General features: G+C 43.5%; 20 protein-coding genes. 9 read left to right on the top strand and 11 right to left on the bottom strand.

Annotated elements, in window-relative coordinates:
- Positions 1 to 49 precede the first annotated feature (49 nt).
- Positions 50 to 1,624: an arylsulfatase gene (locus VME0621_RS01880; protein WP_370736756.1), complete on the top strand. Its 1,575-nt coding sequence runs from the start codon at positions 50 to 52 to the stop codon at positions 1,622 to 1,624.
- 207 nt (positions 1,625 to 1,831) lie between these two features.
- A complete protein-coding gene (gene helD, locus VME0621_RS01875; RefSeq protein WP_062458963.1) occupies positions 1,832 to 3,901 on the top strand; it encodes a DNA helicase IV in 2,070 nt (689 codons plus the stop codon).
- Between the two features lie 53 nt (positions 3,902 to 3,954).
- Here helD and VME0621_RS01870 read toward each other — a convergent pair whose 3' ends face one another.
- On the bottom strand, positions 3,955 to 5,700 hold the full coding sequence (locus VME0621_RS01870) for a methyl-accepting chemotaxis protein (protein ID WP_062458960.1): 1,746 nt from the start codon (positions 5,698 to 5,700) through the stop codon (positions 3,955 to 3,957).
- Between the two features lie 269 nt (positions 5,701 to 5,969).
- Between VME0621_RS01870 and VME0621_RS01865 the strand changes: the two genes are divergently transcribed.
- Positions 5,970 to 6,566, top strand: a complete 597-nt coding sequence (locus VME0621_RS01865) for a beta-phosphoglucomutase family hydrolase (protein WP_256200716.1) — start codon at positions 5,970 to 5,972, stop codon at positions 6,564 to 6,566.
- Between the two features lie 65 nt (positions 6,567 to 6,631).
- Here VME0621_RS01865 and bamJ read toward each other — a convergent pair whose 3' ends face one another.
- Both bamJ and VME0621_RS01855 read right to left on the bottom strand, forming a co-directional pair.
- The gene (bamJ, locus tag VME0621_RS01860) at positions 6,632 to 7,105 is read right to left on the bottom strand and encodes a BamJ family beta-barrel-assembly machinery protein (RefSeq protein WP_006074753.1); all 474 of its coding nucleotides are present in this window, start codon (positions 7,103 to 7,105) and stop codon (positions 6,632 to 6,634) included.
- 15 nt (positions 7,106 to 7,120) lie between these two features.
- Positions 7,121 to 7,747: a thiol:disulfide interchange protein DsbA/DsbL gene (locus VME0621_RS01855; RefSeq protein ID WP_062458957.1), complete on the bottom strand. Its 627-nt coding sequence runs from the start codon at positions 7,745 to 7,747 to the stop codon at positions 7,121 to 7,123.
- 189 nt (positions 7,748 to 7,936) lie between these two features.
- Here VME0621_RS01855 and VME0621_RS01850 point away from each other — a divergent pair, with 189 nt between their 5' ends.
- Positions 7,937 to 8,563, top strand: coding sequence for an OmpA family protein (locus tag VME0621_RS01850; protein WP_062458954.1), 627 nt, complete (start codon positions 7,937 to 7,939; stop codon positions 8,561 to 8,563).
- Between the two features lie 66 nt (positions 8,564 to 8,629).
- Here VME0621_RS01850 and VME0621_RS01845 read toward each other — a convergent pair whose 3' ends face one another.
- A complete protein-coding gene (locus VME0621_RS01845; RefSeq protein WP_062458951.1) occupies positions 8,630 to 10,378 on the bottom strand; it encodes a formate--tetrahydrofolate ligase in 1,749 nt (582 codons plus the stop codon).
- Between the two features lie 165 nt (positions 10,379 to 10,543).
- Positions 10,544 to 11,848: an inosine/guanosine kinase gene (locus VME0621_RS01840; protein ID WP_062459330.1), complete on the bottom strand. Its 1,305-nt coding sequence runs from the start codon at positions 11,846 to 11,848 to the stop codon at positions 10,544 to 10,546.
- Between the two features lie 201 nt (positions 11,849 to 12,049).
- Between VME0621_RS01840 and VME0621_RS01835 the strand changes: the two genes are divergently transcribed.
- The gene (locus VME0621_RS01835; RefSeq protein WP_082795512.1) at positions 12,050 to 13,009 is read left to right on the top strand and encodes a sensor domain-containing diguanylate cyclase; all 960 of its coding nucleotides are present in this window, start codon (positions 12,050 to 12,052) and stop codon (positions 13,007 to 13,009) included.
- 52 nt (positions 13,010 to 13,061) lie between these two features.
- On the opposite strand, the gene VME0621_RS01830 is transcribed toward VME0621_RS01835, so the two are convergent.
- Positions 13,062 to 13,538 carry a CreA family protein gene (locus VME0621_RS01830; RefSeq protein ID WP_006074376.1) on the bottom strand — a complete coding sequence of 159 codons (477 nt, stop codon included), beginning with the start codon at positions 13,536 to 13,538 and terminating at the stop codon, positions 13,062 to 13,064.
- 73 nt (positions 13,539 to 13,611) lie between these two features.
- Here VME0621_RS01830 and VME0621_RS01825 point away from each other — a divergent pair, with 73 nt between their 5' ends.
- On the top strand, positions 13,612 to 14,112 hold the full coding sequence (locus VME0621_RS01825; RefSeq protein ID WP_062458944.1) for a hypothetical protein: 501 nt from the start codon (positions 13,612 to 13,614) through the stop codon (positions 14,110 to 14,112).
- 124 nt (positions 14,113 to 14,236) lie between these two features.
- Positions 14,237 to 14,896 (top strand): HAD-IA family hydrolase, encoded by a 660-nt coding sequence (locus tag VME0621_RS01820; protein ID WP_062458941.1) that lies wholly within the window; start codon positions 14,237 to 14,239, stop codon positions 14,894 to 14,896.
- Here VME0621_RS01820 and VME0621_RS01815 read toward each other — a convergent pair.
- The 3 genes from VME0621_RS01815 to VME0621_RS01805 all read right to left on the bottom strand — a co-directional run bounded on the left by VME0621_RS01815 (position 14,871) and on the right by VME0621_RS01805 (position 18,203).
- Positions 14,871 to 15,083, bottom strand: coding sequence for a hypothetical protein (locus tag VME0621_RS01815; RefSeq protein WP_006074373.1), 213 nt, complete (start codon positions 15,081 to 15,083; stop codon positions 14,871 to 14,873). The genes VME0621_RS01820 and VME0621_RS01815 overlap by 26 nt on opposite strands.
- Positions 15,084 to 15,383: 300 nt before the next feature.
- On the bottom strand, positions 15,384 to 16,820 hold the full coding sequence (locus VME0621_RS01810; protein WP_062458938.1) for a methyl-accepting chemotaxis protein: 1,437 nt from the start codon (positions 16,818 to 16,820) through the stop codon (positions 15,384 to 15,386).
- Positions 16,821 to 16,964: 144 nt separating this feature from the next.
- Positions 16,965 to 18,203 (bottom strand): aromatic amino acid transport family protein, encoded by a 1,239-nt coding sequence (locus tag VME0621_RS01805; protein WP_062458935.1) that lies wholly within the window; start codon positions 18,201 to 18,203, stop codon positions 16,965 to 16,967.
- Positions 18,204 to 18,780: 577 nt separating this feature from the next.
- Between VME0621_RS01805 and VME0621_RS01800 the strand changes: the two genes are divergently transcribed.
- Complete coding sequence (locus VME0621_RS01800) at positions 18,781 to 19,722, top strand: endonuclease/exonuclease/phosphatase family protein (RefSeq protein ID WP_062458932.1); 942 nt, start codon at positions 18,781 to 18,783, stop codon at positions 19,720 to 19,722.
- A 62-nt stretch (positions 19,723 to 19,784) separates the two neighbouring features.
- On the opposite strand, the gene VME0621_RS01795 is transcribed toward VME0621_RS01800, so the two are convergent.
- Complete coding sequence (locus VME0621_RS01795; RefSeq protein ID WP_006074368.1) at positions 19,785 to 20,351, bottom strand: PhnA domain-containing protein; 567 nt, start codon at positions 20,349 to 20,351, stop codon at positions 19,785 to 19,787.
- A 350-nt stretch (positions 20,352 to 20,701) separates the two neighbouring features.
- On the opposite strand from VME0621_RS01795, the gene VME0621_RS01790 reads away from it, so the two are divergent.
- Positions 20,702 to 23,116: a beta-mannosidase gene (locus tag VME0621_RS01790; protein ID WP_062458929.1), complete on the top strand. Its 2,415-nt coding sequence runs from the start codon at positions 20,702 to 20,704 to the stop codon at positions 23,114 to 23,116.
- Here the strand turns inward: VME0621_RS01790 and VME0621_RS01785 are convergent, their stop codons facing one another.
- A complete protein-coding gene (locus VME0621_RS01785) occupies positions 23,117 to 24,043 on the bottom strand; it encodes a hydroxymethylglutaryl-CoA lyase (protein ID WP_062458926.1) in 927 nt (308 codons plus the stop codon).

Below are 24,043 nucleotides of genomic sequence, written 5' to 3'. Positions count from 1 at the left end.
TAGATTTTTGGCGCTTATGAGTGTTTGCGACTATACGTTAATGGGCAGGATGCGACCAACTAACGTAGAGGTTTACATGACAACACACAGAAGGTTTAAGCGGAGCTTAGCAGTTTTGGCTACCGCGTTATTTGGTATATCAGCCAGTGCATATGCAGAAGATAAACCCAACATCTTGGTGATATGGGGAGATGATATCGGTCAGTCCAACGTCAGTGCATATACATTTGGCCTTATGGGATATAAAACGCCTAATATCGATTCTATCGCCAAAGATGGCATGATGTTCACTGACTACTATGGTGAGCAATCGTGTACTGCTGGCCGTTCTACATTCATTACCGGTCAAAGTGTATTGCGCACAGGTTTAAGTAAAGTGGGGCTACCTGGGGCTGACCTTGGGTTGCAAGCGGAAGATGCAACCATTGCGGAGCTACTAAAGCCTCATGGTTATATGACAGGGCAATTTGGTAAAAACCATCTTGGTGACAAAGATGAGTTTTTGCCTACCAATCACGGCTTTGACGAATTCTTCGGTAACCTTTACCACCTAAATGCTGAAGAAGAACCTGAGAATATCGACTATCCGAAAGATCCCGAATTCCGCAAACAATTTGGACCTCGAGGGGTTATCAAATCTTATGCAGACGGCAAAATTGAAGATACTGGACCTTTAACTCGTAAACGTATGGAAACCGTGGATGAGGAGACTCTTTCTGCGGCTCTAGACTTTATGGATCGCGCGGTAGCGGCCAAGAAACCTTTCTTTGTTTGGTGGAACGCGACACGTATGCACTTCCGTACTCACGTGAAAGATGAAAACCTCGGTAAATCAGGTATTAGCTTTTATGCTGATGGGATGATTGAACACGATAACCACGTTGGCGAACTCCTTAAAAAGGTCGATGAATTGGGAATCGAAGACAACACTATTGTCTTTTACTCAACGGATAACGGTCCGCACATGAATACGTGGCCAGATGCCGGTCTTACTCCCTTCCGAGGTGAGAAAAACACTAACTGGGAAGGGGCGTATCGTGTCCCTGCGATGGTGAAATGGCCGGGTAAAATCGAAGCGGGCTCGGTGTCCAACAATATTATGCATCACATGGATTGGTTACCTACGCTGTTAGCAGCGGCTGGTGAGCCTGATGTAAAAGAGAAACTTCTTAAAGGGCACAAAGCTGGTGACAAGACCTTTAAAGTTCACCTTGATGGTTACAACTTCCTCCCTTACTTAACGGGTGAAAGTGAAGAGTCACCGCGTGCGGAGATTTTCTACTTCTCAGACGATGGCGATTTAACCGCACTGCGTTATAACAACTGGAAAGTCGTATTTATGGAGCAGAGGGTAGAGGGGACGTTGCAAATATGGGCAGAACCTTTCGTGACACTTCGCGTGCCAAAAATCTTTAACTTGAGAATGGACCCTTATGAGGTCGCTGATGTTACCTCCAATACATACTATGACTGGATGTTGGACCGTGTTTACTTGTTAGTTCCGGCTCAAGTCTATGTAGGGAAGTTCTTAGAGACCTTTAAAGAGTTCCCGCCAAGGCAAAAAGCAGCAAGCTTTAACTTGGATGAGGTGATGGACAAACTTCAGACCCCGACGAATAAGTAGCTAATTTATGTCTGGAAAGCGCCCTAAGTATTGGGCGCTTTTGTGTGTGTGCTCGTAACGAGAAGTTCTCTGACTGCTAGAGGACGACAGGCAATCGTCATTCGAGTTTGGATTCCTTTTCGCAGATTTTACATAAAGTTATCTGGAAATCATTGGCTGATACAGTAGACTAGTGAGAGATTTGCTGATTAGAACCTTTAGAACAACATGCTGCTAACTGCCTCCCCAACCGCTGAGTTATTTACTCAACACGAATTTCGCTCTCTTGAACTTAATGGCGATAGCCTTGTACTGCACTCGGTGCGCGCCGAGGTTCGAATTCCGTTTAGTGAATGGTCGGGAAAATTAAGTGTTAAGCGAGGTTTAGTGTGGTCATCAGTGTCGGTGTTTGCGCACGAAGAGAATGACAAACAAGTGTGTTGGGTTGTTCAGGGGGTGCCTTGGAGAGAAGCGCAGGACTTTGCCAAATATGCAGTGAATTGTTATCAGCAATGGCACCATAAACAATGCGGTTTGCTGAATACCTATCTACCGAAATGGGAAGATGAGTTACGACGCTTGCGTTCTCTGCCACAATTTTTGCCTCAATCACAAATGGTGTCATGGGCGGATGCTGTAAACTCTGAGTTCCTTGAAATCAACATGTCATTGTCTGAAGCGATGCGCACGATGCCAAAGCGTATCAACAACCTTATCCCATGGTTGGATGATACGGCGACAGTATTAGCAGAACGAAACCAAACATGGTTGGAAAATGAGCGTGAGAATTGGCAGGTATTATTCTCGCAATCTGAGTCATCTCCACTTAATTACTCACAGCAAATGGCGGTTCTACATAACAACGATCAAAACTTGATCCTTGCCGGAGCAGGTTCAGGTAAAACGAGTGTGCTGATGGCGCGTGTGTCGTATTTGCTGCAAAGTCATCTTGCACAGGCTGACCAGATACTGTTGGTGGCGTTTGGTCGTGACGCTGCTAATGAAATGAAGCAACGTCTTGAGAAAAAGCTGGGGCAAACGGCTGACGCTATTTCGGTGCTGACCTTCCATCAATTAGGACTGAAGATACTCAAAGAAACTGAGAATCAACCACCTCAATTAACGCCATTAGCGACTGAGCAAACACAAAAAACTGCTTGGTGCATTGACTGGCTGAAGAAGCATTGGATGACACCAACCAACTTCAAACGTTGGCAAAAGCACTTATCTAAATGGCCCATTGCCTACTTAAAAGGAGATGAGGAGCTTGGCAGTCAAAGTGAAAACCCTAAGCTCATCGCATGGCTAGAGCAGCAACTAGACCAGTTGATTTCTGCTGGATTATCGAAGAAAGCGATTCAAGAGAAGATCATAGACGAAGAAGAGTATGCGCGGTTTAATAGTGAGCTGGCGCTTTGTTGGCCTTGTTATCAAGCATGGCAAAAGATGCTCAAAGAGAATGAGCAAATTGACTTTACCTCGATGATTACTAAAGCGACTAAACATGTTTCTGCTTCGCGCTTCAAATCGAACTGGAAATTTGTCATGGTCGACGAGTATCAGGATATCTCCCCTGATCGTTTAGAGTTGGTTCAAGCACTTTGTGAACAAAAGCTTCAAGATGATACCAATGCAACACTCTATGCTGTGGGTGATGACTGGCAGTCCATCTATCAGTTTACTGGATCTGATGTGGATTTGACGACAGGCTTTGAGCAACGATTCCCTAACGCCTCTATCCACTTGTTAGATACGACATATCGTTTTAATGACAAGTTATTGGAAGTGGCATCTGATTTCATTCAAGCCAATCCGACTCAGCTGACTAAAGATATTAAGAGCCACAAATCTGCTAAGCAAAAGGCAGTGATTGTGGAGCAGGGCAGCCGTGTAGAGAAAATTCTCGAGGAACTTAATAGCAAGTCCAAACAAGGCAAATCAGTGTTGCTGTTAGGACGTAACCACTATCATAAACCGGAATTGTTTGGTGATTGGTGTAAGCAGTTTGCAAACTTGTCGTTGGAGTTTATGACCTGTCACTCTAGTAAAGGCAAAGAAGCGGATTACGTTATTGTGGTAGGTGCTGATGAGGGACAATTTCCAGCGAAAAGGAAGTTCGTTCACCTAAATAATGCATTGACCATAGGTACTGATACTTATGAACACGCTGAAGAACGGCGCTTGTTCTATGTTGCATTAACAAGAGCAAAAACCAAAGTGTGGGTGACGTATCAATCCTCACCATCGATATTTGTACGCAAACTTATGGAGCACGAACAAGTGCTTGTTAAAAAGTAATGGAATACAAAAAGGCCACATTTTGATGTGGCCTTTGTCTTAGTTAGCGTTCCCTAAATCTTAAAGATTGAAATCGCACTGTCCATTTTGGTGGTTTGACTAGACACGTTTTTCACTTCATCTAAGCAGTTACGTGCATTCGACATGTTGTCATTAGAGATCTCATTGAGCTCTGTGATGGATTCGCCTACCTGACCCATTACTATGCCTTGCTCTTCAATCGCCGCAGCAATTTGATCGGAGTTGGTCTGAATTTCGGCCATGTCCTCAGAGATTTGCTGTAGTGCATTATCAAGCTTCGCAGAGGCAGACAATGTTTCTGCTCCTTGAGCGTTGCATTGCTCTATGTCGGTAACCACCGTCGTCATTTGAGCCTGAATTGCACTGACGAGGTTGGTGATTTCTTCCGTTGACTGATGGGTTCGGCTAGCCAAGGCGCGAACTTCATCCGCAACCACAGCGAATCCACGCCCTTGTTCGCCAGCTCGAGCAGCTTCAATAGCGGCGTTTAGTGCCAATAAGTTGGTTTGCTCCGCGATGTCTTGGATAATATGAACTGCTCCGCCAATTTTGCCAACATGCTCGTTCAAGGAACGGATTTCATTGTTACTTTCCGCTAGTACGGAAGAAAGAGACTCGATATTGCCGACAGTGTTTTCAACAAATGCGCGGCTGTTCTGAGAGTTGTCCGCTGCTTTGTTGACCACATCAGCGGCGTTGTGAGTAGTTTGTGCAATTTCGTCAATGGTGGTTACCATTTGCTGAACCGCCGTTGCCATTGAGTTAGTGTGGTCACTTTGACTATGGAATTGATGAATCACATTCTCCAATTCATCTTCCATATTAGTACTGCTACTTCTAAGCTCTGAAGACTGTCTCTGTGTGTTACCAACTAATGAAGCAAAGTTATCCAGTAATGAGTTGACGGCTTTACCAATCGAGGCTATCTCATCGTTGCCTTTAACTGACACTCTTTTGGTTAGGTCATTGTGTTCAGCAATATCCGAGATAGTAGATTGCAAGCGGTTTACATTAAGGTTGATTGCTCTAACGATGTAAGTGATGAGAGCGGCAATGACAACAAGTAGTAGAACAGAAATGGTCCATTTTGCGGTCATGATGGTTTGGATTTTGTCATCAAGTACACGGTTTAATTGAGCATTAAAATCCTCAAAATCTGTTTCAATCTTATGAGAGTTGCTGCGAGTTAGCCCAAGCAAACCTTGGTCGTAGGCAAAGCCAATGACTTCACGTTGCTTAAGGACATTTTGACCAACAGTATTAAGAGATGGGTTGTTGGTTGGTTTCACGGTCGCAACATTGCCAAACATAACGTCATCGTGGTACTGCAATAATTCACGAGTGACGTTTCGCTCAAGCTCTTGATGGAATACTTCAAGAAATTGCTTAGACAGACCCTGTGAAAGGTTTAGACCAAGTACAACATAACCATTTACCAGTTTTGTGAAGGCTTGTTCGTAAGCTGCAAGCTCCGCTGATAGTTGATTTGGAAGAGAGACACCTGCGTTGGCAAGGGTGAGTTGAAGTTCATTCTGTTGATTACGGAAATGTTCAGCGTTGACTCTAAACTTTGCTAGGTACTTTTCGTCTTTACGTAATAAAAAATCTTTTTCATTTCTACGCAGATTCAACAAAGTGACTTCAAGTTGACTAAGTTTAGTGAGAGCATTGGTAAGGTTATCCGTAGTCTTCGCAAAGTAGCTACTAGACATTAACATTGAGGCGATAGCCAATACGGATATTGACCCTAAAAGTAGAAGTTGGTGCTTGATCTTCATTATCAACCTTTTCATATTCGCGAGAAAGATATTGCCAGCAATTGGATTGGCAATATGAATATGTGTGCTTAAATATTTCTGAGCGCGGAATGTATCAACTTGTTGATTTCTAGTCACTAATAAAAATTTTTCTAAACTCAAAAATGGAAAGACTACACAAAACTAAGCCGTTTTTTTATTATTTACTATTGTATCGGTAAGCGTACGCCGTTCTTTAGTAATAAATATGTAATGTTACTGCCCTTAATGAACCACAAGAGGTTAACCAGTTGTTAGATTTAGAGTTGTATGATGGAATTATCTTCGATATGGATGGCACGCTGTTGGATACCATGCCAAACCATGTCTTAGCGTGGGAAATGACGGCAACGAAATTCGATTTTCCATTTGATCGCCATTGGCTGCATTCTTTGGGAGGTATGCCAAGTGTCAAGATCGCGGGTGAGGTGTCAAAGCGTTATGGTATCGAATTGGATCCGAAACAAGTGTCTATATTTAAGATGAATGCTTTTGCACAATTGCCACTAACAGGTAAGCCAATAGCACACACTTATGAAGTGTTTCAGCAATATAAAGGCACCAAACCCATGTCGATAGGTACAGGGAGCCAACGTGACTCTGCTTTGAAGCTATTGACGCACGCTGGAGTTTTGAATGACTTAGACTGTGTAGTGTCGGCAACCGATGTTGAGAGTCACAAACCTAATCCAGAAACGTTCTTGTTAGCGGCTAAGAATATGGGTGTAGACGCTAAGAAGTGTGTAGTGTTTGAAGACACTCAATTGGGCCTTCAAGCTGCGCATGCTGGTGGAATGGACTGCTATTTGGTTACTGAGTCAGGCTTTGAATTTCATCCGGTACAGTGACCTTTACGATAGAGAGCGAAACAAAAAGAGCACCTTATAGGTGCTCTTTTTGTTTATAGTTTTGATTATTGAATTTCAATCAATTCAACATCAAAAATCAGTACCGCTGACGGAGGGATAGGACCTGTGCCTTTCTTGCCGTAACCCAATGTACTTGGGATGTACAAGCGATATTTGTCACCTTCAGACATGTGTTGAAGGCCTTCTTGCCATCCTTTGATAACTTGGTTCAGCCCGAAGCTAATTGGTGTACCACGGTCGACTGAACTATCAAACACAGTACCGTCGATAAGCGTGCCGTGATAATGCACTTTAACTTTGCTTTTAGGGCCTGGTTTTTCAGTATTGCCACTAGTTTCAAGTACTTCATATTGTAGGCCGCTCTCAGTAGTAATAATGCCTTCTTTCTTAGCGTTTTCTAGAAGGAATGCTTGGCCTTGCTGAAAGTTCTCCTCACCAGCTTTGCTGTTGGTCCAAGTTCGATAGATCATGAAAGCCGCTAATAGCAGGACAATGAGAGGGATTAAGACTTTAGACACAGTAATTCCTTATTGTTATTTTGTTTTTAGATAGTTGATGGTTTCAGCGATTTCATTAATGTCTTGGTGACCCGCTAGCATCACTTCGTATTTACCATTGACGATAAACGTTGGAACTGCATTAATTTGCGCTTTAGTCGATACGGTTTCTGCAGTTTGAATGTAATTAAACAGCTCTTTTTGTTGCGCTTCGCTTAGGTTGTATGGGCTAACCATGCCACGAGACTCAAAGATTCGATCCAGTTCATCTTTCTTTGCGCTGCCATCCATGTCTGGGTTTTGAACGAGTGCAAATAGCTCGTCTTTCATATCAGCAGGAACGACGTTGTTTTCAGACTGCATAACTGCAGAATAGAACAACATACCAGCGATTTGTGCGCTTTCATTAAACATCACATGGACTTTACCAAGTTTACTGTCAGTCAATGACTCTAACTCAGGAAGCATTGGTTCAAGGTTACGACAGTGACCACAGCCTAGAGAGAATACTTCGGTAACTTGAGGTAAGCGCAGTGTGCTCAGGTTGGTATCAAGTGTGCGGTATTGCTTACCCTCAACGGGTGTTGTATCAGAGTCACTACAAGCAGCAACAACAAGAGCCAAGGCCATCACAGATAAAGTTTTAGTAAGAGTTTTAAACATGTTTAAGCTTCTATATGAAAATAACTCACAGAGTTTAACGTTTATTTAAGTCTGCTTACAAGCAATTCAGCTCGTCAAATCGTTACAAAGCGAAACCTAAATTCCGTTAGTTTTTTTCTGTTTCACTATAAAGTTTCTGTATTAATCGCCGATAGTTAACAGCGTATAAAGGAATAATTGGAGATTGACATGTTTACGTTGAAACAAGCAGGGATGGTATTGGCTGCCTCCTTACTGGTGGGCTGTAGTTCGGTCTCATCGACAACAAGTAAACTGTTTCCAGAAATGCTTCAAACGGCTCCGAAGTCGGAGTTTGATGTGATGCACCCTGAATGGGCGGATGCGCCAAAGATTGCCTCAACCAGCGTTCAAGGACCCTATGGGCAAATGCGCACAGAGTCTTGGAATGTTCTTGAGCGCTATTTGGTCAACAATGGTCTCGACTATGAGCTAGTTCCCGGTGACTATGTCATGATCCGCCTAAAGCAAAAAATCCACTTTAATACTGGCTCGGCACATGTAGCCAGCACCTCTGCACAGTGGCTGCAACAACTGGCGAGCTTCTTATCAGGCCAGCAAGGGATTGACGTTGTGATTGGTGGGCATACAGATAATACCGGAACTGTGGCAATCAACGATAAGCTATCTGACAAACGTGCTGAGTCCGTTCGTCAAACTTTGATCAGCCAACAAGTGCCTAGGCAGATGATCTATACGCGTGGTTATGGCGAGAATATTCCAGAATGCACTAACCAAACACAATATGGTAAGGCCTGTAATAGGCGCGTCGAGTTGACCTTGATAGTAGCGCAGTAGATAGTTTAGATATTAAAAAGCGACGTTGTAACGTCGCTTTTTTTATAGCTAAATCAGATAAATAGATTAACTTAGTCCAATGATGTTGCCTTCGTCATCAAGATCAAGAGACATAAAGGCTGGTTTGTCTGGTAAGCCTGGCATCGTCATTACATTGCCGCAAAGAGCATAGATAAAACCAGCACCAGCACACAAACGTAATTCACGTATTACAACATCAAAGTCTGTTGGTGCGCCCTTGATACTGCCATCGGTGGTGATAGACAGAGGGGTTTTCGCAAGACATACGGCGAGGTGATTGAAGCCATGTTTTTCATAGAGCTCAAGCTGCTTTTGCGCTTGATAAGACAGAGTGACTCGAGCGGCACCGTAACCACCTTCGCATACTGCCATTAGCTTAGATTCAATGGATTGATCGAGTGTGTAAAGTGGTTTGAAGTTCGCTTCGTTCTCACAGGCCGCTATAACCTGCTGTGCGAGTTCTTTAGTGCCTTCGCCACCTTTTGCGAAACCTTCACTAATTGCTACTCGGCAATCTTGTTCGAGCGCTTCAATCCAAGATTTTAGAAGGTTAAGCTCTTCATCGCTATCTTGAGGGAAGCGGTTGATAGCAACGACTGCTGGTACACCATATTTAGCGACGTTGTTAATATGCCATTTCAAGTTCTCGAACCCAGCTTGGAGGGCATTCGAATCCTTGCCATAGATAGAGTCTGGAATCGGCGTACCTGGTTTGAGATCATAGAGTCCAGAGTTCGCTTTTAAGCCACGAAGTGTCGCCACGATCACCGCACAGTCAGGTTTTTTATCTGTTGCAGAGGCTTTGATATTGCACGCTTTTTCAAAACCCATATCAGAACCAAAACCACCTTCAGTGATCGTATAGCGGCTCAACTTTGTCGCTATGCTATCGGCAATAATCGATGAGTTACCATGAGCGATATTGGCAAAAGGGCCCGCATGGATAAGTGTTGGAACCCCTTCAAGAGTCTGCATTAAGGTTGGCTCAATGGCTTCTTTCATACTAACAGCCATAGCACCTGCAACCTGAAGATCTTCGGTGGTAATTGGCTCACCATCCAAAGAGTAAGCCACGACAATGCGGCCGATACGTGAACGCAGATCTTTTAAGTCTTTCGATAGTGCTAAAATCGCCATCAGCTCTGAGGCTGCGGAGATATCAAATCCGTCTTCACGCTCATAACCATTAATGGTTTTGTTCACCTCATTTTGGCCAACTGTCACCATGCGAAGTGCTCGGTCATTGTGGTCAACTACGCGTTTCCAGACGACATTCTTGATATCAACTTTTAATGCTTTAAGCCCAGTACGAGATTCGAACGCTTCATAACCTTGGCGTTGTTCGTGGTAAATACGAGCGTCAATTGCGGCAGCAGCAAGGTTGTGAGCGGCGGTAACCGCGTGAATGTCGCCCGTCAGGTGAAGGTTCAATTCTTCCATCGGTGCAACTTGAGAGTAGCCACCACCTGCAGCGCCACCTTTAACACCGAAAATCGGACCCATCGACGGTTGACGAATACACGCCATGACCGATTGACCAAGCTTTTTCAGACCTTGTGATAAACCAATTGTGGTTACGGTTTTGCCTTCACCTAGTGGTGTGGGAGTGATGGCAGTGACGACAACAAGCTTGCCATCAATATTGTCTTTGAGTCGGTTTACCGCGTTTAAGGATACTTTTGCCTTGTGAAAACCTTGAGGATGAAACTCAGAGTCGAGTAGTCCAGATTGCTTAGCAATCTCAGAAATAGGGGAAAGAGACGTCGTACGACAGATATCAATATCAGATAGCATTAACGGTCCTTAAAAGCCACAAAATTATTGAGGAAAACGTTTGCGTCAGGATAATACTGGTTAAAAATCCTTTGTAAAGTTAAATATTCAGCAACCTGTTCTATTTTTAATCACTCTTTGTTTAGTTGATTGTTTTGAAAACAAAAAGAGGCCGAAGCCTCTTTTTTATCGATCCCAGTATGCTTCTTCCAAGCTGTCTTCTCGCTCTGGTAACGAGCGGGTGAGTCGTGGCGAGTGCTGTGTTAGGACTTCGTAACTCACTCGGTTCGCATACTTACAAATTTGTGAAAGAGAAGAGTAGGTTAAGCAAGGTGCAACATGTTTATCTGACTCTGGAACATTCTGGCAATGAAAGTCATTGGCTGTCATGTCGTGAAGTAGAGCCGACAGAGCACCATCACCGGCGCCATTGGTGTTCTTAATCTCCAGTGGACCACCTAAATATGGGCCAATATGAGAGTAGACTTTCTGCGGGTCTGCACAATCCGCTTTACGCATTGCTCGGCTAAATTCAAATTTGTTGAACTCATCGATTTCGCCTTCAAGAATATCGTGCGTCGTTTCACGGAGTGCAACATTGTCGCAATAACCGGCCATATATAGGCCATCAGGGCCAGCTGTACACAATACCAAATCTACCCAGTCCAACGCTTTGTCGGCGGCGAGTAGTGGGTCAGAAAATCCAGTGAGTGCTTCACCTTCTTCTTCATTCATAGCAACGATAGTGACATTGTCTTTAATGTAATCCTGCCAGAACTTTTCGTTGCCTTCGATAACCCACTTAGTTCCTAACGTTAGCACCACGGGTACTGATTTCGCTTTTGCGATCTCGATTGCACGTGCAACCGCTTTAGGCATCGGATCTTCTGGCTTACCACGCATTAGATAAGAAGAAACAACCAAAGCTGAAGCTTTGTTAAACACAGACTCTGGAATACTCTCTGGCTTAAGTTGGTTCATTTCACCTTCGTTGATCGCGAATGTTCGCTCTCCATCGTCGGTGATTAGCGTGTAGCAACGGCCAATTGGTCCATCAACGGTTTGTAAATGGTTCAGGTTCATGCGTGAAGAAGTTCGGCATAGATAACGGTAACCGTACGAACCTACTTCAATGTTCTTTGACATAACACCCAGCAAAACAGATTTGCTATCTGCCAAAACTGAATAGTTGTGTAGCGTGTTACCAATAGTGTCACCTGGGAATTGGTGAGTAATTAGTCCTTCAGCAACCAGTTCTTCATAAAGCGCGTCTGCTTTACTTTCTTCAAGTACCAGAGAGTGGCCTTTACTTAGGTCGTATTTAGCAAGAAAAGTATCGTCAACTCGTGCTTCTATATCAACGATAGTTTGACCAACACCAATAATAGTCGGTCGAAATAGCTTTGGAGCTGACTGCGCTTGGCTAACAGACAGATCTTTCTTGCTAGTTGGGAAATAGTGTTTTGACTTACGTTGTCCAGGGAATCTCATAGTAAACGCTGATGGAACGAAATTTGGCGGCATGATATCACAACGGCTTCAATAATGTTTCATAAAATTGCAGCATTTGTGTGATTTAAGCCGTGGATGAGAAAGGGTGAAATCCAATCTTTAATCAGACTGTTAACCAATGCATAACCCTAATCTTGACAGGGTTTATCAGCCTACTAACCTAAGACTAGTTATAATGATATGGATTGCATATTGAATATTTCGAGCCTAAGCCCAGAGAAAATTCAAGAAGTGCTTGATCGCATGGATTGTTACTTCTTTATCAAAGACAAAAACGGATGTTACACCTACGTCAATGAAGCGGTATGCCAATTGTTCGCTCGTTCTAGAGAAGAGATCATCGGTGCTGATGACAGTCAGTTTTTCTCGATAGAGCAGGCAAGTGACCTAATCAAAAATGACGTGTCGGTTCTGAATGGCAAAACAGTTTCAAACGTTGAAGTGAACACGTTGAAATCGGGTGAGGTTAAGCACTACCAAAATATGAAGTCGCCTCTTTTCAACAGCCAAAATGAGGTGGTAGGCATCTTTGGGTTAGCGATTGATATTTCAAAGACCGTAGCGCGCCACAATGAGCTTGAGTTTCTCGCTATTCGGGATGTGCTAACCGGCCTGTATAATCGTCGATTTCTTGAACTCCAATTAAAGCATGAGATCGCATCATTTAAACGACATGAGCATGACATGTCTTGTTTAATGTTGGATGTGGATGGATTTAAATCCATTAACGACCGATTTGGGCATAGCATTGGAGATTACGTTCTTCAGTCGATAGGTAAGACCCTGCTAGGGGCGGTGCGAGAAGAGGATTTCTGTTTTCGGTTTGGTGGAGATGAGTTCACTATTTTACTTCCAAAAACCTCGCTGCCCGATGCTTATAGATTGGCTGAAAGAGTACGTGAATCAGTAGCAAGTAAAACCCTCTATTCGAGTACTGGTCATCCGTTCAAGATCAAGATAAGTCTTGGTATAGCGTCACTACAAAAAGGGTTGGAAGATCAACTGTTGGCGTTGGCAGATAAAGCCTTGATGGAAGTAAAGCTAAACGCTACAGGGAAGAATACCAGTTACGTATTCTGTGACCATTTAGAGTCCGTCACAAGCTGTAATGGTTGTATACAAGCAGGTCAATGTAAATAATGACTATTGGCGGAAGCGGGTACTTCTAGTTATGAAAGTACCCGCTTAAGTTTTATTGGGCTACTTCAGTAGCCGGCTCAACATAGGCGGCAGTATTCCATAGCGGAACAGTTGAGAGACTGTGCTTAAAGCTGCCCGATGTCTCTTTGGTAGAATATGAAAGATACATAAGCGTTTGGTTATCTTTGTCATAGATTCGACGTACTTTCATGCTCTTAAAGAAAATACTCTTCGATTTCTTGAAGACCACTTCACCTGACTTCGACTTATCAATTTGCGCAATCATCTCTGGTGTTATCTCACCAGTTTGTCGACATGAGATAGAGCTGTCACTTGGGTCGGAAAGGCTTAAGTCAGCTTCAATGCTGGCAATATGGCAAGTGACACCAGTAACAATAGGATCAGTTAGAGTATTGAGTTTGATATCTTTTAATGTGAACATACCCAGCGATACATCACCTACCTCTTTATCACCACAACCGTACAAGGCCAGTGTCAGAGCAGGGACCAGCAAGAGCTTTTTAAACATAGAGAGCATTCCTTTTTATTAACGCTTTTGTATACCATAACCAAGGTTACTCTAAAAATCGAACAGGATTATTATGAAAGATGTCGCAGAACGACTTTATACCAACAAAAATCAATGGCTAGCGAGCCAGATAGACGTTGATTTCCCAACACCTGAAAGCGTACAGGGAAGGGAATTGTATCAGGAGTCGTTGTCGAGCAACTACTTAGAGTCGCTTAACGTGGACTCTGAAAGCGATTTGAACATCGAGTGGCACAAGGTTGATTTTCATAGATTAACAGTCATGTTTGCTTTACTGCAGGCGAAAAGATGGGCGGTTGAACATCATCAGAACGCGATTGTGGAGTTTTTTGCACAGATTATTTTGGACCAGTCGCATGACCTACATCTGGGCTTTGAGGGTGGTGAAGCTTGTGCCGCGGTGTTAGTGACTAAAGAAGACAGCGTTGTTCTTTTCTCGGACTTAGTTACCTGTCATAGCGCACAGGATTTAAGTCCGGAGCAAATTATAGCGTCTCTAATACAAACCTTAGATATTGCAAAAGAATCTGACCTTTGGATTGAAAAACGGTGATCTGCTTGGAAGTTTCGATCATCAAGTAAAACAATATATAAAAACTCACGCCTAGCCCCACATATTAATCAGGGAAGTATATTAATATTTTACGAAAAATAAGTGTTGTAAGGCTTGGTGTTTGATGTCAAAAGTAAAATGTGTGTTGTTTGATTGTGATGGAACACTGGTCGATAGTGAAAGATTGTGTTGTGAGGCGATAGTTGCCACGTTTGAGCAGGTAGGGGTAACGCTAAGCATAGAAGCGGTATCGGATAACTTTTCAGGCGGCAAAATAGCGGACGTTCTATCTTCCGCTCAATCGTTGGCACAAAGCCATGTTTCTCTGGATTTACTAGAACCGATTTATCGTAATGAAACCCAACGTTTGTTTGAGCAAAGGCTGAGACCTATGGATGGGGCATTGGAGTTGCTCTCTTACTTGGAGCAACAAGACATTGAATATTGTGTTGTGACCAACAGTCCACTTTCAAAAGCTCAGAAGATGCTCTCTATTGTTGGTTTGAGTGAGAAATTCAGAGGTAAAGTCATCTCTGCTTTTGATGCCAACAGTTGGAAGCCCGAGCCCGATTTACTTCAATACTCAGTGACCATGATGGGTTTTCTACCGGATGAGTGCGTTTATATTGATGACACATCGAAAGGCGTCAAAATGGGCATAGCGGCAGGTATTAGAACCATACACTTCGCCACTAGTTGTGACTATGAACAGAAAAATGCAACCTGTTTGACGTCAATGAAACAGGTCATTGAGCACATTAGTGAACAGAACAGTTTAGCGTAAAAGGTTTGATTGACGTGGCATTGAACTTTTGTTGGTAGCTACGAGTTGTTTGCTTCGTCAATTCTGTGGTGTAGTAGCCACATTCTGCGCACAAGAACGTTTCGTTATCTTCAGACAACAGGCCTTCATCAGCTCCGCATTCGGGACATAGTCCTGTATATGGTTCTTGTGATTTGCTATGTGACATATCTCTCCTAACTACTCGAAGTTACCTTGACCCTATTAATAGTAATACGAGCTCAAATATCTAGTGTGGAAAACTGCTCGATTTCACGTACTAATGCGACTTATGTCACTAATAGTCATTGTTGGTCGCTATTTGTACAGATGGGATATTGGTTCAATGAATCAATATGCGTGTTGATGGGTAATTTAATATGCATCTGGGTTTGTATTCGGCGTTTCTTTGTCTCTTGAAAATAAACCAACAAAAAAGCCAGCAATGCTGGCTTTTTAATTTGAAATACTGCGTTATGATCAGAGCATACTAAGTGCGATAACGAGTCAGTACTTCTCCCAGTGTAATCGTCGCTTTAGTAAGGTTTGATACGCCCACCTCGCTTTGTTCTGCTACTTCGCGAATGGTACCGGACTGAACTCGAATATCACTGAGCTCTGCTGCGATTTCAGCAGCCACCGAACTTTGTTCCGCCGCTGATGTAGAAATTTGAGTACTCATGTCCATTACTGCGCGAGATGAGTCGGCGATAGAATTGACGTCATGTCCAATTTCCGAAATCAGTGCGCTACTGGATTCGGCTTGCTCTACGGTTTGTTGAGTAATGGCGGCAATATTCTGGCTTTCAGATTGAAGCTTTTCAATCATAGCTTGAATCTCGACCGTAGCTGTCTGAGTTCGACCTGCTAACGTGCGAACCTCATCTGCGACGACTGCGAAGCCTCGGCCTTGTTCACCCGCTCTTGCAGCTTCAATAGCTGCGTTTAATGCTAGTAGGTTAGTCTGTTCAGAGATTGCATTGATGGTAGTAATAACCTCATTGATTTGGGTCGTATTATCCGTCAAAGCCGCTACAGAGTGTGAAGCTTCTTCGATAAACGCAGACAATTGATTGATATCACCGATAGCTTGTTGGACGCGTTGATAGCTAAGCTCAACTTGCTTGGTATCTTCTTCTGCCTGTTCATTTGACTGGCGAGAAATGTTCGACACTTCTTGAGCGGAAGCAGTCATCTGTTCCATGGCTGTGGCAACAGAGTCAAGTGACGCATATTGATTGTTGATTTGGTTGTTACTTTTCGCCATTTCCTCTTGGAAAGAAGACGCTGTTTCTTCCAGGCTGGTTGCAGACGACTTAACGGTGGTGACTAGCTCAGTTAAAGTGTCCATAGCACGGTCTAATGCCACACCTATGGTTCCAAACTCATCGCGGCCAGCGACAAAATTAAGACGAGAGGTTAGGTCGCCATCGGCAATTTTCTGAGTGGTGGAGTAAAGAGTAAATAATGCACCACCGAGGAAAGTGGCTAGCCAATAGCTAAAGATTGAAAATGGCAGTAGCCAGAGATAAGTGAGAGCGAGAGAAGTGAGTGCTTGAGACTTAGCGTTGTCAATTTGTATAGAAGCTGAAGTGGTTAGGCTGTAATTTTTGCCATCTAATCCGCGAGCTGTTGCTGTAACTAGACCGTTATTGATCGAGGATGCTTGGCCTGTGGATTCCATAACGTTGAAGTTCTTCAAAATGCTTAAGTTACCTGCTGCTGAACTTGCTTCTAAATAACTAGATAGCTTGGCTTCAGCATTAGCGATTGCTTGTTGCTCGGCATTTGAGACGCTGTCTTGGTAACGACCGACCGCAGAAAAGGTAAGTGCGGCGAAAAATAGGGCAAACAGTACCCACATCTTGTCATTAATCGACATCTTGATGAACAAGGCGTCGATCTTTCTAAATTTCACTTCTCTCATGATAACTCCGGGAGTGATATTGTTATTTGAATAGACTGATAAAATTAAAGGCCCTCATTGAGGACCTTCAATCTTGGTATGATATCGACATTTTATGAAATACATTTAGCTGCATTCATTTTAAATGTGATAACGATCACTTAACTAGCCGAGTGCAGGGAGGATCTTAAATGTTACAAGTAACTGAGAACCAACAATAATCACACCGATCAACATCGAGGAATAAAGTGCAATGTGTCCGCCAGCGACTTGATAGCCAGTTTCACTTGTAAACTGTTTACGTGTTTTGGCCACCATGATGGTTGGTAGGAAGATAGCCAGTACAGCAAGTGCTATCGCTGCGTAGCCTAGTGCCATGATGAAGCCTTGTGGATAGAACAAAGCAAAACATAGCGGTGGAAGGAATGTCACTAGCGCAGCAATTGCGCGTTGAGAGAATGACAGACCCGCTGTTTGCTTGGTACCATTTTGTTTTGAAGTGAACTTGCTGCCCAAATCTCTCAAGTATTCAAAAAGACCTAAGCTCACACCCAAGAATGATGTTACTAGGGCTAGATCAGCGAATACACCAATAATAGTCGCGAGCTTCTCGACATGGACTGCTTCTGCTAATAAGCCAATTAGGTTAGACAAACCAGAGTTTTCAATCAACGTACTTTGTTGTACCACGCCTAAGGTAACGATTTGCCAAAAAATATAAATAACAAGGGGTAAGCTAGAGCCAATAACAATTGCTTTTTTCAGCGCTTTTGTGTCGCCTTCAAGGTAGTTCACAATCGCAGGAATGCTGCCGTGGAAACCAAAAGAAGTAAAAATGACTGGGATAGAAGCGACAATGAGACCTTGCTGGACGGGCATACTCATCAGGTAGCCTTGGGTGACATTAGGAGCTAGCAGAAATAAAACACTGCTCATTGCGATGAGTTTCAGCGTGAAGAGTACTCGATTGAGTTTATCTACCGCATGAGTACCAATGGTAACTGTTAGCGCGACTAAAACGGTAAAAAGCAGAGTGGCCACGGTTCCTGGCAAACGAATACCAAAAAGCATATCTAAACGGTCAGCGAACTGGCCGCCGCCACCCGCAATATAGGCCGCACAAAGTGCATAGAACAAAAATAGCATGGCGAAACTCGCGATGTATTTGCCTTTTTTACCCAGTACTTGTTTAGCTAATGTGTGTAATGTCGCGGAATGATCTGCGTACTGGTGAAGTTCTACCATCAACAGAGCGGTATAAGCCATTAAGGCCCATAAGGCGAACATGAGTACTAAAGAAGTACCAAAACCAATACCAGCAGAGGCTATTGGAAGGGCGAGCATACCAGCACCAATGGTTGTACCGGCAATAATAAGTGTGCTTCCGAGAACTTTTGATTTCATTGTACAGTCTACTTTACAGCTTGTAGGTTACTTTGCATTATCGTTTTAACGAACACTCAAATTTGAGTCATTAATGCTGAATTTTCGAAGAGTATGCAGTGTAATAATCCAAATAACAAGCATAATGTAAACATAAATTTATCTAGTGTAAATTTTGGTTTACATTAAGTGTTGGAGTAGGAGATTTATTGGCTCCGCAATCGTTTAACAATGAGTTGTATCAAAATAAATGTCGATTTCTCTTGGGTTTCTTACTGTTGTCATATACGTTAGATAAAACTCTATGACGAGTGTTCAAGCGATTTGTAGTTAGCGGTCTGGTGTTTAGGGCTATGAATACAAAGGCGCTTGTTCTAAAACAGGATGACATTATGGAAACACAAACAAACGAAGAAGCACTCGAATGGCTTGATGCTATGGAGATCGGCTTCGAATTACCTGACTGCGAAGAATTGTCGCAAACGGAAGACTAATCAACATTACTACATGCAAACCAGCTCGTACCAATTAACTGTGTGAGCACATAGACTTAAAGCCGCTACACTGAATATATGAATTCGGTTGGAGATGAGATGGTTTGCAACGATTACTACTATTCTGCATTATTTTATTCCCCATACTTTCGGGGTGTTATCTCTACTATTTTAACCTGAACTGGCAGCTGGAAAATCTGGCCGCGTTTATTGTCTTCATTCCCGCGTGTTATCTTATCTTCACGATTGTTCTGATTATCATTAAACAGACCTCAGCAGCGATGATTGCTGCGGTGTTGTCGGTCGCCTCATTGGTTCTATTCGGAACGACGCCACAGTTTATTACTTCTGATGGTTGTGATGAAAATTACGTTAGTGTGATGCAATACAATACCTATTATGACAATCAGCAGCTTGGGAACTTTATTGATTTTGTTCGTGAGCGACGCCCAGATATTTTGGTATTACAAGAAGTGTCCCCGCAACATGGGGAACAGCTTAAACTGTTGAAAGATCTTTATCCTTATCAATATGGTGGGCAGAGGCGAGTCGGTTATCCAAGTGGTCAAATGATACTTAGCCGTGCGCCGTTGTATGGTATGAATACCACCACCTCGATATCGGGGCACAACATTATTCAAGTGGTTTGGCGAGCATCCAACGAACGAGATTTGTTTTTGATAGCTGCCCATCCGCCATCACCGCGATCAGAAGTACTCTGGCGTGAAAGGAATGAAGTGATTGAAGATGTTGTTGATATGGCACAAGCGTCGCCGTTAGATGTGACTATTGTGGTCGGGGACTTTAATTTAGCGAGTACGACAAAGCGATTCAATCAAATACTACCAAGCTTTGACAAGCAACCCGTTGCCAGTTGGCCTAGGTTCATTAAACGTTGGTCGATACCTTTTGTGCCTGTTGTTGCAATAGATCATTTTTGGATAAGGCGCGTCGGTGGCTCACAAAATACTATTTGCTCTCGAGATAGCTTGAAACAGATTCATGGGTCGGACCATGTTCCTGTCGAAACACGTTTTAAGTTATAGGGGAGCAACAAAAAAGCGACCCTAAGGTCGCTCTTTTTTCGTTCATTATAAATTGAACATCATTATTTCTTGCGGCAGTATTCTGCAATCACATACATGGCTTGGCCATTTGCTTTGCCTTGAACGTGTTTAGGGTCATCTGCGTTAACGCTGATGCCACGAATCACAGTACCTTGTTTGATAACTTGAGAAGAACCTTTGATTGGCAGGTCTTTGATGACCGTTACATCGTCACCTTTTTTAAGTTCTACGCCGTTTACATCACGTGGCTTTTCAATGTTTTCATCTAGACCTAGCTCAGCCCATTTTGCTACTTCTTCTTCTAGATACATCATATCAACAAGATCTTGAGCCCAGCCTTCAGCAGAAAGACGTTTAAGTTGACGCCAAGCCATAACTTGAACAGGAGCAACTTGACTCCACATGCTGTCGTTTAGGCAACGCCAGTGATTAACATCCATTGTTTCCGGGTTTTCAATTTGCCCTGTACAAGTGTCACAAAGCATAATCGCGTGATCAACCGTGATTTGGGTATGAGGCGCCACCGCGAAAGGCTTAAGTGCTGTTTCAGCACCACATAGTTCACATTTGTTTTCGCAGCGTTCAAGCATAGTTGCTTCGATAGACATACTTATACCTTTTATTTGGTGAGACGGGCCTAAGCCTCCGTCCGAATAGTTATGTGGTACTTACTTTGAGTATCACCGGTTTGATAGCCGCGCATTATACATGGTTTTAGCCAAAAGTGTGATCGGGAGCGACTAAAACCACGCGATAGACTTTTAGGGCTGTAAGAATATTCTCACTGAGTGAGATTAAACTATGCACCAAGGCAAGGTTTGGGTATGAGTTCAAACTTTTGTTACTCAACAAATAAACAGTTCACATAACCCATTTGTTTCACTAGATAACTATATAGTTTAAGAGTAAATATAAAACTATATAGTTTTATAGGTCTAAGGCATGTTAGGGAAAGTGTATGACGAGAATAAATCTGAACGGTGATTGGCTGTTAACTAGTGAACAAAAACCGGAAGTTGAAGTAACAATGCAAGTACCAGGCGACAATTACTCTGCTCTACTCAAAGCCGGTGTGATTAACGACCCATACTGGGGTTGTAATGAGCAAGAGGTTCAGTGGGTTCGGGAATGTGAGTGGCAAATTAGTCGCGCCTTTGAATTGAGTCAGCAGCAGTTATCCTCTGAGCAGTTACTATTGTGCTTGTCTCGCCTAGATACGGTAGCGAAGCTAGTCATCAACGGAACAGAAGTCGACACTTTTTCCAATATGTTTGTCGCGCGCAGGGTAGACATCAAGCCTTATGTTCAGATTGGTGTTAACACTATTTGCATCACCTTTACGCCAGCTCACCTTGAAGCTAAAAACAGAACTGTGCCATTACCTTTCCCAATACCGTCTTCGATGGGAAGCAATAACCAAATTCCTCATATGAACTTGCTACGTAAAACCCAGTGCCATTCGGGTTGGGATTGGGGAATTTGCCTAGTTGTTTCCGGCATCTATGACGATGTCTTCATCAGCGTGGTTAACGAAGTTAGCCTAGATCGCGTATCAACGGAGCAAATCTGGAAACAGGACGGCTCAGTTGAAGTTGTGGTACAGGTTTACCACCAAGCTGTTTCTGGCGTAGAGATATCTATTGTCTTTGACGAAGTTGAAACGCGAGTTAAAAGCTCAGACGGCGAGGTGACGTCAGTTAGTTTTACCGTTGAGAATCCCAAACTCTGGTGGCCAGCGGGGTATGGTGAGCAGCCGCTGTATGATTTAAACGTCACAATGGACGGTCAAACAATAAATAAACGCCTTGGTTTGCGTAAGCTAGAGCTTAACAATGCAGAGGATGACATTGGCTCGGCTATGGAGTTTCGTATTAACGATTTTCCTATTACTGCGCGTGGTGCTAACTGGATTCCTATGGACGCCATGCCAGCGCGAGAAAGCAAAACTCGTTACGAATGCTTGTTGGGTGATGCTGTGGCTGCCAACATGAATATGATTCGAGTTTGGGGTGGCGGCCAGTATGAAGCCGATATCTTCTATCAAACATGTGATGAGCTAGGTTTGCTGGTCTGGCAAGACCTCATGTTTGCCTGTTCGCTTTATCCATCCACTCAGACATTCATTGACGATGTAGAACCCGAAGTACGCTATCAAGTGCAACGTTTGAAAGATTACGCCTGTATTGCCTTGTGGTGTGGTGATAATGAAGTAATAGGCGCGTTGAATTGGTATGAAGAATCGAGAAACAGCAGAGATCGCTATGTCGTAAATTATGACCGATTAAATCGTAAACTCGCCGATTTTGTCACTCAAGAAGATCCATCACGAAAGTTTTGGTCTTCGTCTCCTTGTAACGGAGAACTCGATTATGGTGATTCATGGCACGATGACGCTCGAGGTGATATGCACTTTTGGGAAGTGTGGCATTCTGGTGCGTCGTTTAATGCATACCATAATATTAACCCCCGATTTTGTTCGGAGTTTGGCTTTCAGTCGTGGCCTTCATTATCAGAAGTAAAAACCTTTGTACCGCAAGAAGATTGGAACGTTACCTCACCTACATTTGAAGGACACCAAAAGAATGCCTCTGGTAATAGCATTATTACCGAGATGTTTACCAGATATTTTCGCTTTCCGGCTAGCTTTGAGCAGATGCTGTATTTAAGCCAAGTTCAACAATCCATTGCGATTAAAACCGGTTGTGAGTACTGGCGCTCTATATCTCCGATTTGTCGAGGAATGTTGTACTGGCAATTAAATGACAACTGGCCGGTAAGTTCTTGGTCAAGTATTGAATACAGCGGTCGCTGGAAACAACTTCATTATCATGCCAAACGTGTATTTGCTCCTACCTATGTACCATTTGTTGAGACTGGTGATGCCCTGACCTTGAGGCTGGTTAATAACCGTAGAACTCCAGAGAAGGTCACAGGTGAAGTGGTGTGGATGAGTTGGAATGGTGAACCACTTGGCAACTGGAATTTGAACCTTGATATCGCACCTGATGAAAACAAAGAAGTTTGGTCGTTGAACAAGTCACAATGGCAGACGCGAGCTGAACATGGTTTCTTCTTTGTCCGCTTCGAATCTCAAGGTGAGTGGAGTCAGAATACATGGTTTGCTAAACCGGAAGTGAAACAGTTGGCCATTAGCAAAGCGCAAATTCAAGTGGAAATCGACGGAAGTGCGATAGTACTAACCTCTGATAAACCAGCGTTTTTCGTTCATTTGGAGCACGATGGTTCTGGGCGATTTAGTGATTCCAGTTTTACTTTGTTGCCTAATGAACCTTATCAGGTTAACTATATTGGTGAGGAGTTAGAGACATTGCTTTCGACGCTACGTGTTTATGACTTAAGCAATAGCTACTAATTAACGTTGACCTTGCTTTGCCCTTAGAGCCAGTGACACTTTTGATGCTGGCTCTTTGTTCAGTGCGTTACAGATCGCCCAACCAGCTTGGGCGACAGAGTCAAGGTCCACGCCTGTTGCGATTCCCAGCTCATGGCAGAGATAGAGCACGTCCTCAGTTGCCACATTTCCAGACGCTCCATCGGCGTAAGGGCACCCCCCAAGTCCGGCGACGCTGCTGTCTATGGTTTGAATACCCATTAGTAGCGCTTGATAAAGATTGGCAAGCGACTGCCCGTACGTATCGTGAAAATGAACGGCCAATTGCGATGTGGAGACATTCTCCAAGACCGCTTCTAACACCCTAGCTATTCTCAGTGGTGTTCCTGTACCGATGGTGTCGCCTAGTGACACCTGATAACAACCCAACTCTATTAGGGTGTCACTGATCGCTGCCACTTGTTCAGGCTTGGTCTTACCTTCATAGGGGCAATCAACGATACACGAGAGGTAGCCACGAACTCTTACGTTGTGTTGATGAGCAGCTTCAATGACGGGAATGAAACGTTGAATGCTTTCTTCAATCGAGCAGTGGATGTTTCGCTGAGTAAAAGACTCAGAACAGGAAGTAAACACGGCCACTTCGTTAGCACCTGCCGAGAGAGCCGCTTCGAAGCCTTGTAAATTAGGCGTTAGGGCAGAGTAGGTGACTTTCTTTTGCTTAGTTATTTGTTGAAAAACATTAGATGAATCTGCCATTTGAGGAATACGTTTTGCCGCCACAAACGCTCCTGACTCAATATGTGTTAGTCCAGCGGCTGTCAGTTGATTGATTAGGTTCACTTTGTGTGACGTGTCTACGTTGTTTTCGTTCTGTAATCCATCTCGCGGACCCACTTCAACAATATTAACGTGACTAGGAAGGACAGGATTAGTAAGGGTAGCCAT

Source organism: Vibrio mediterranei, from assembly GCF_900088415.1.
Lineage (GTDB): Bacteria > Pseudomonadota > Gammaproteobacteria > Enterobacterales > Vibrionaceae > Vibrio > Vibrio mediterranei.
Note: the sequence above shows the minus strand (reverse complement) of the source record. Positions and strands in the feature narration are given on the sequence as shown.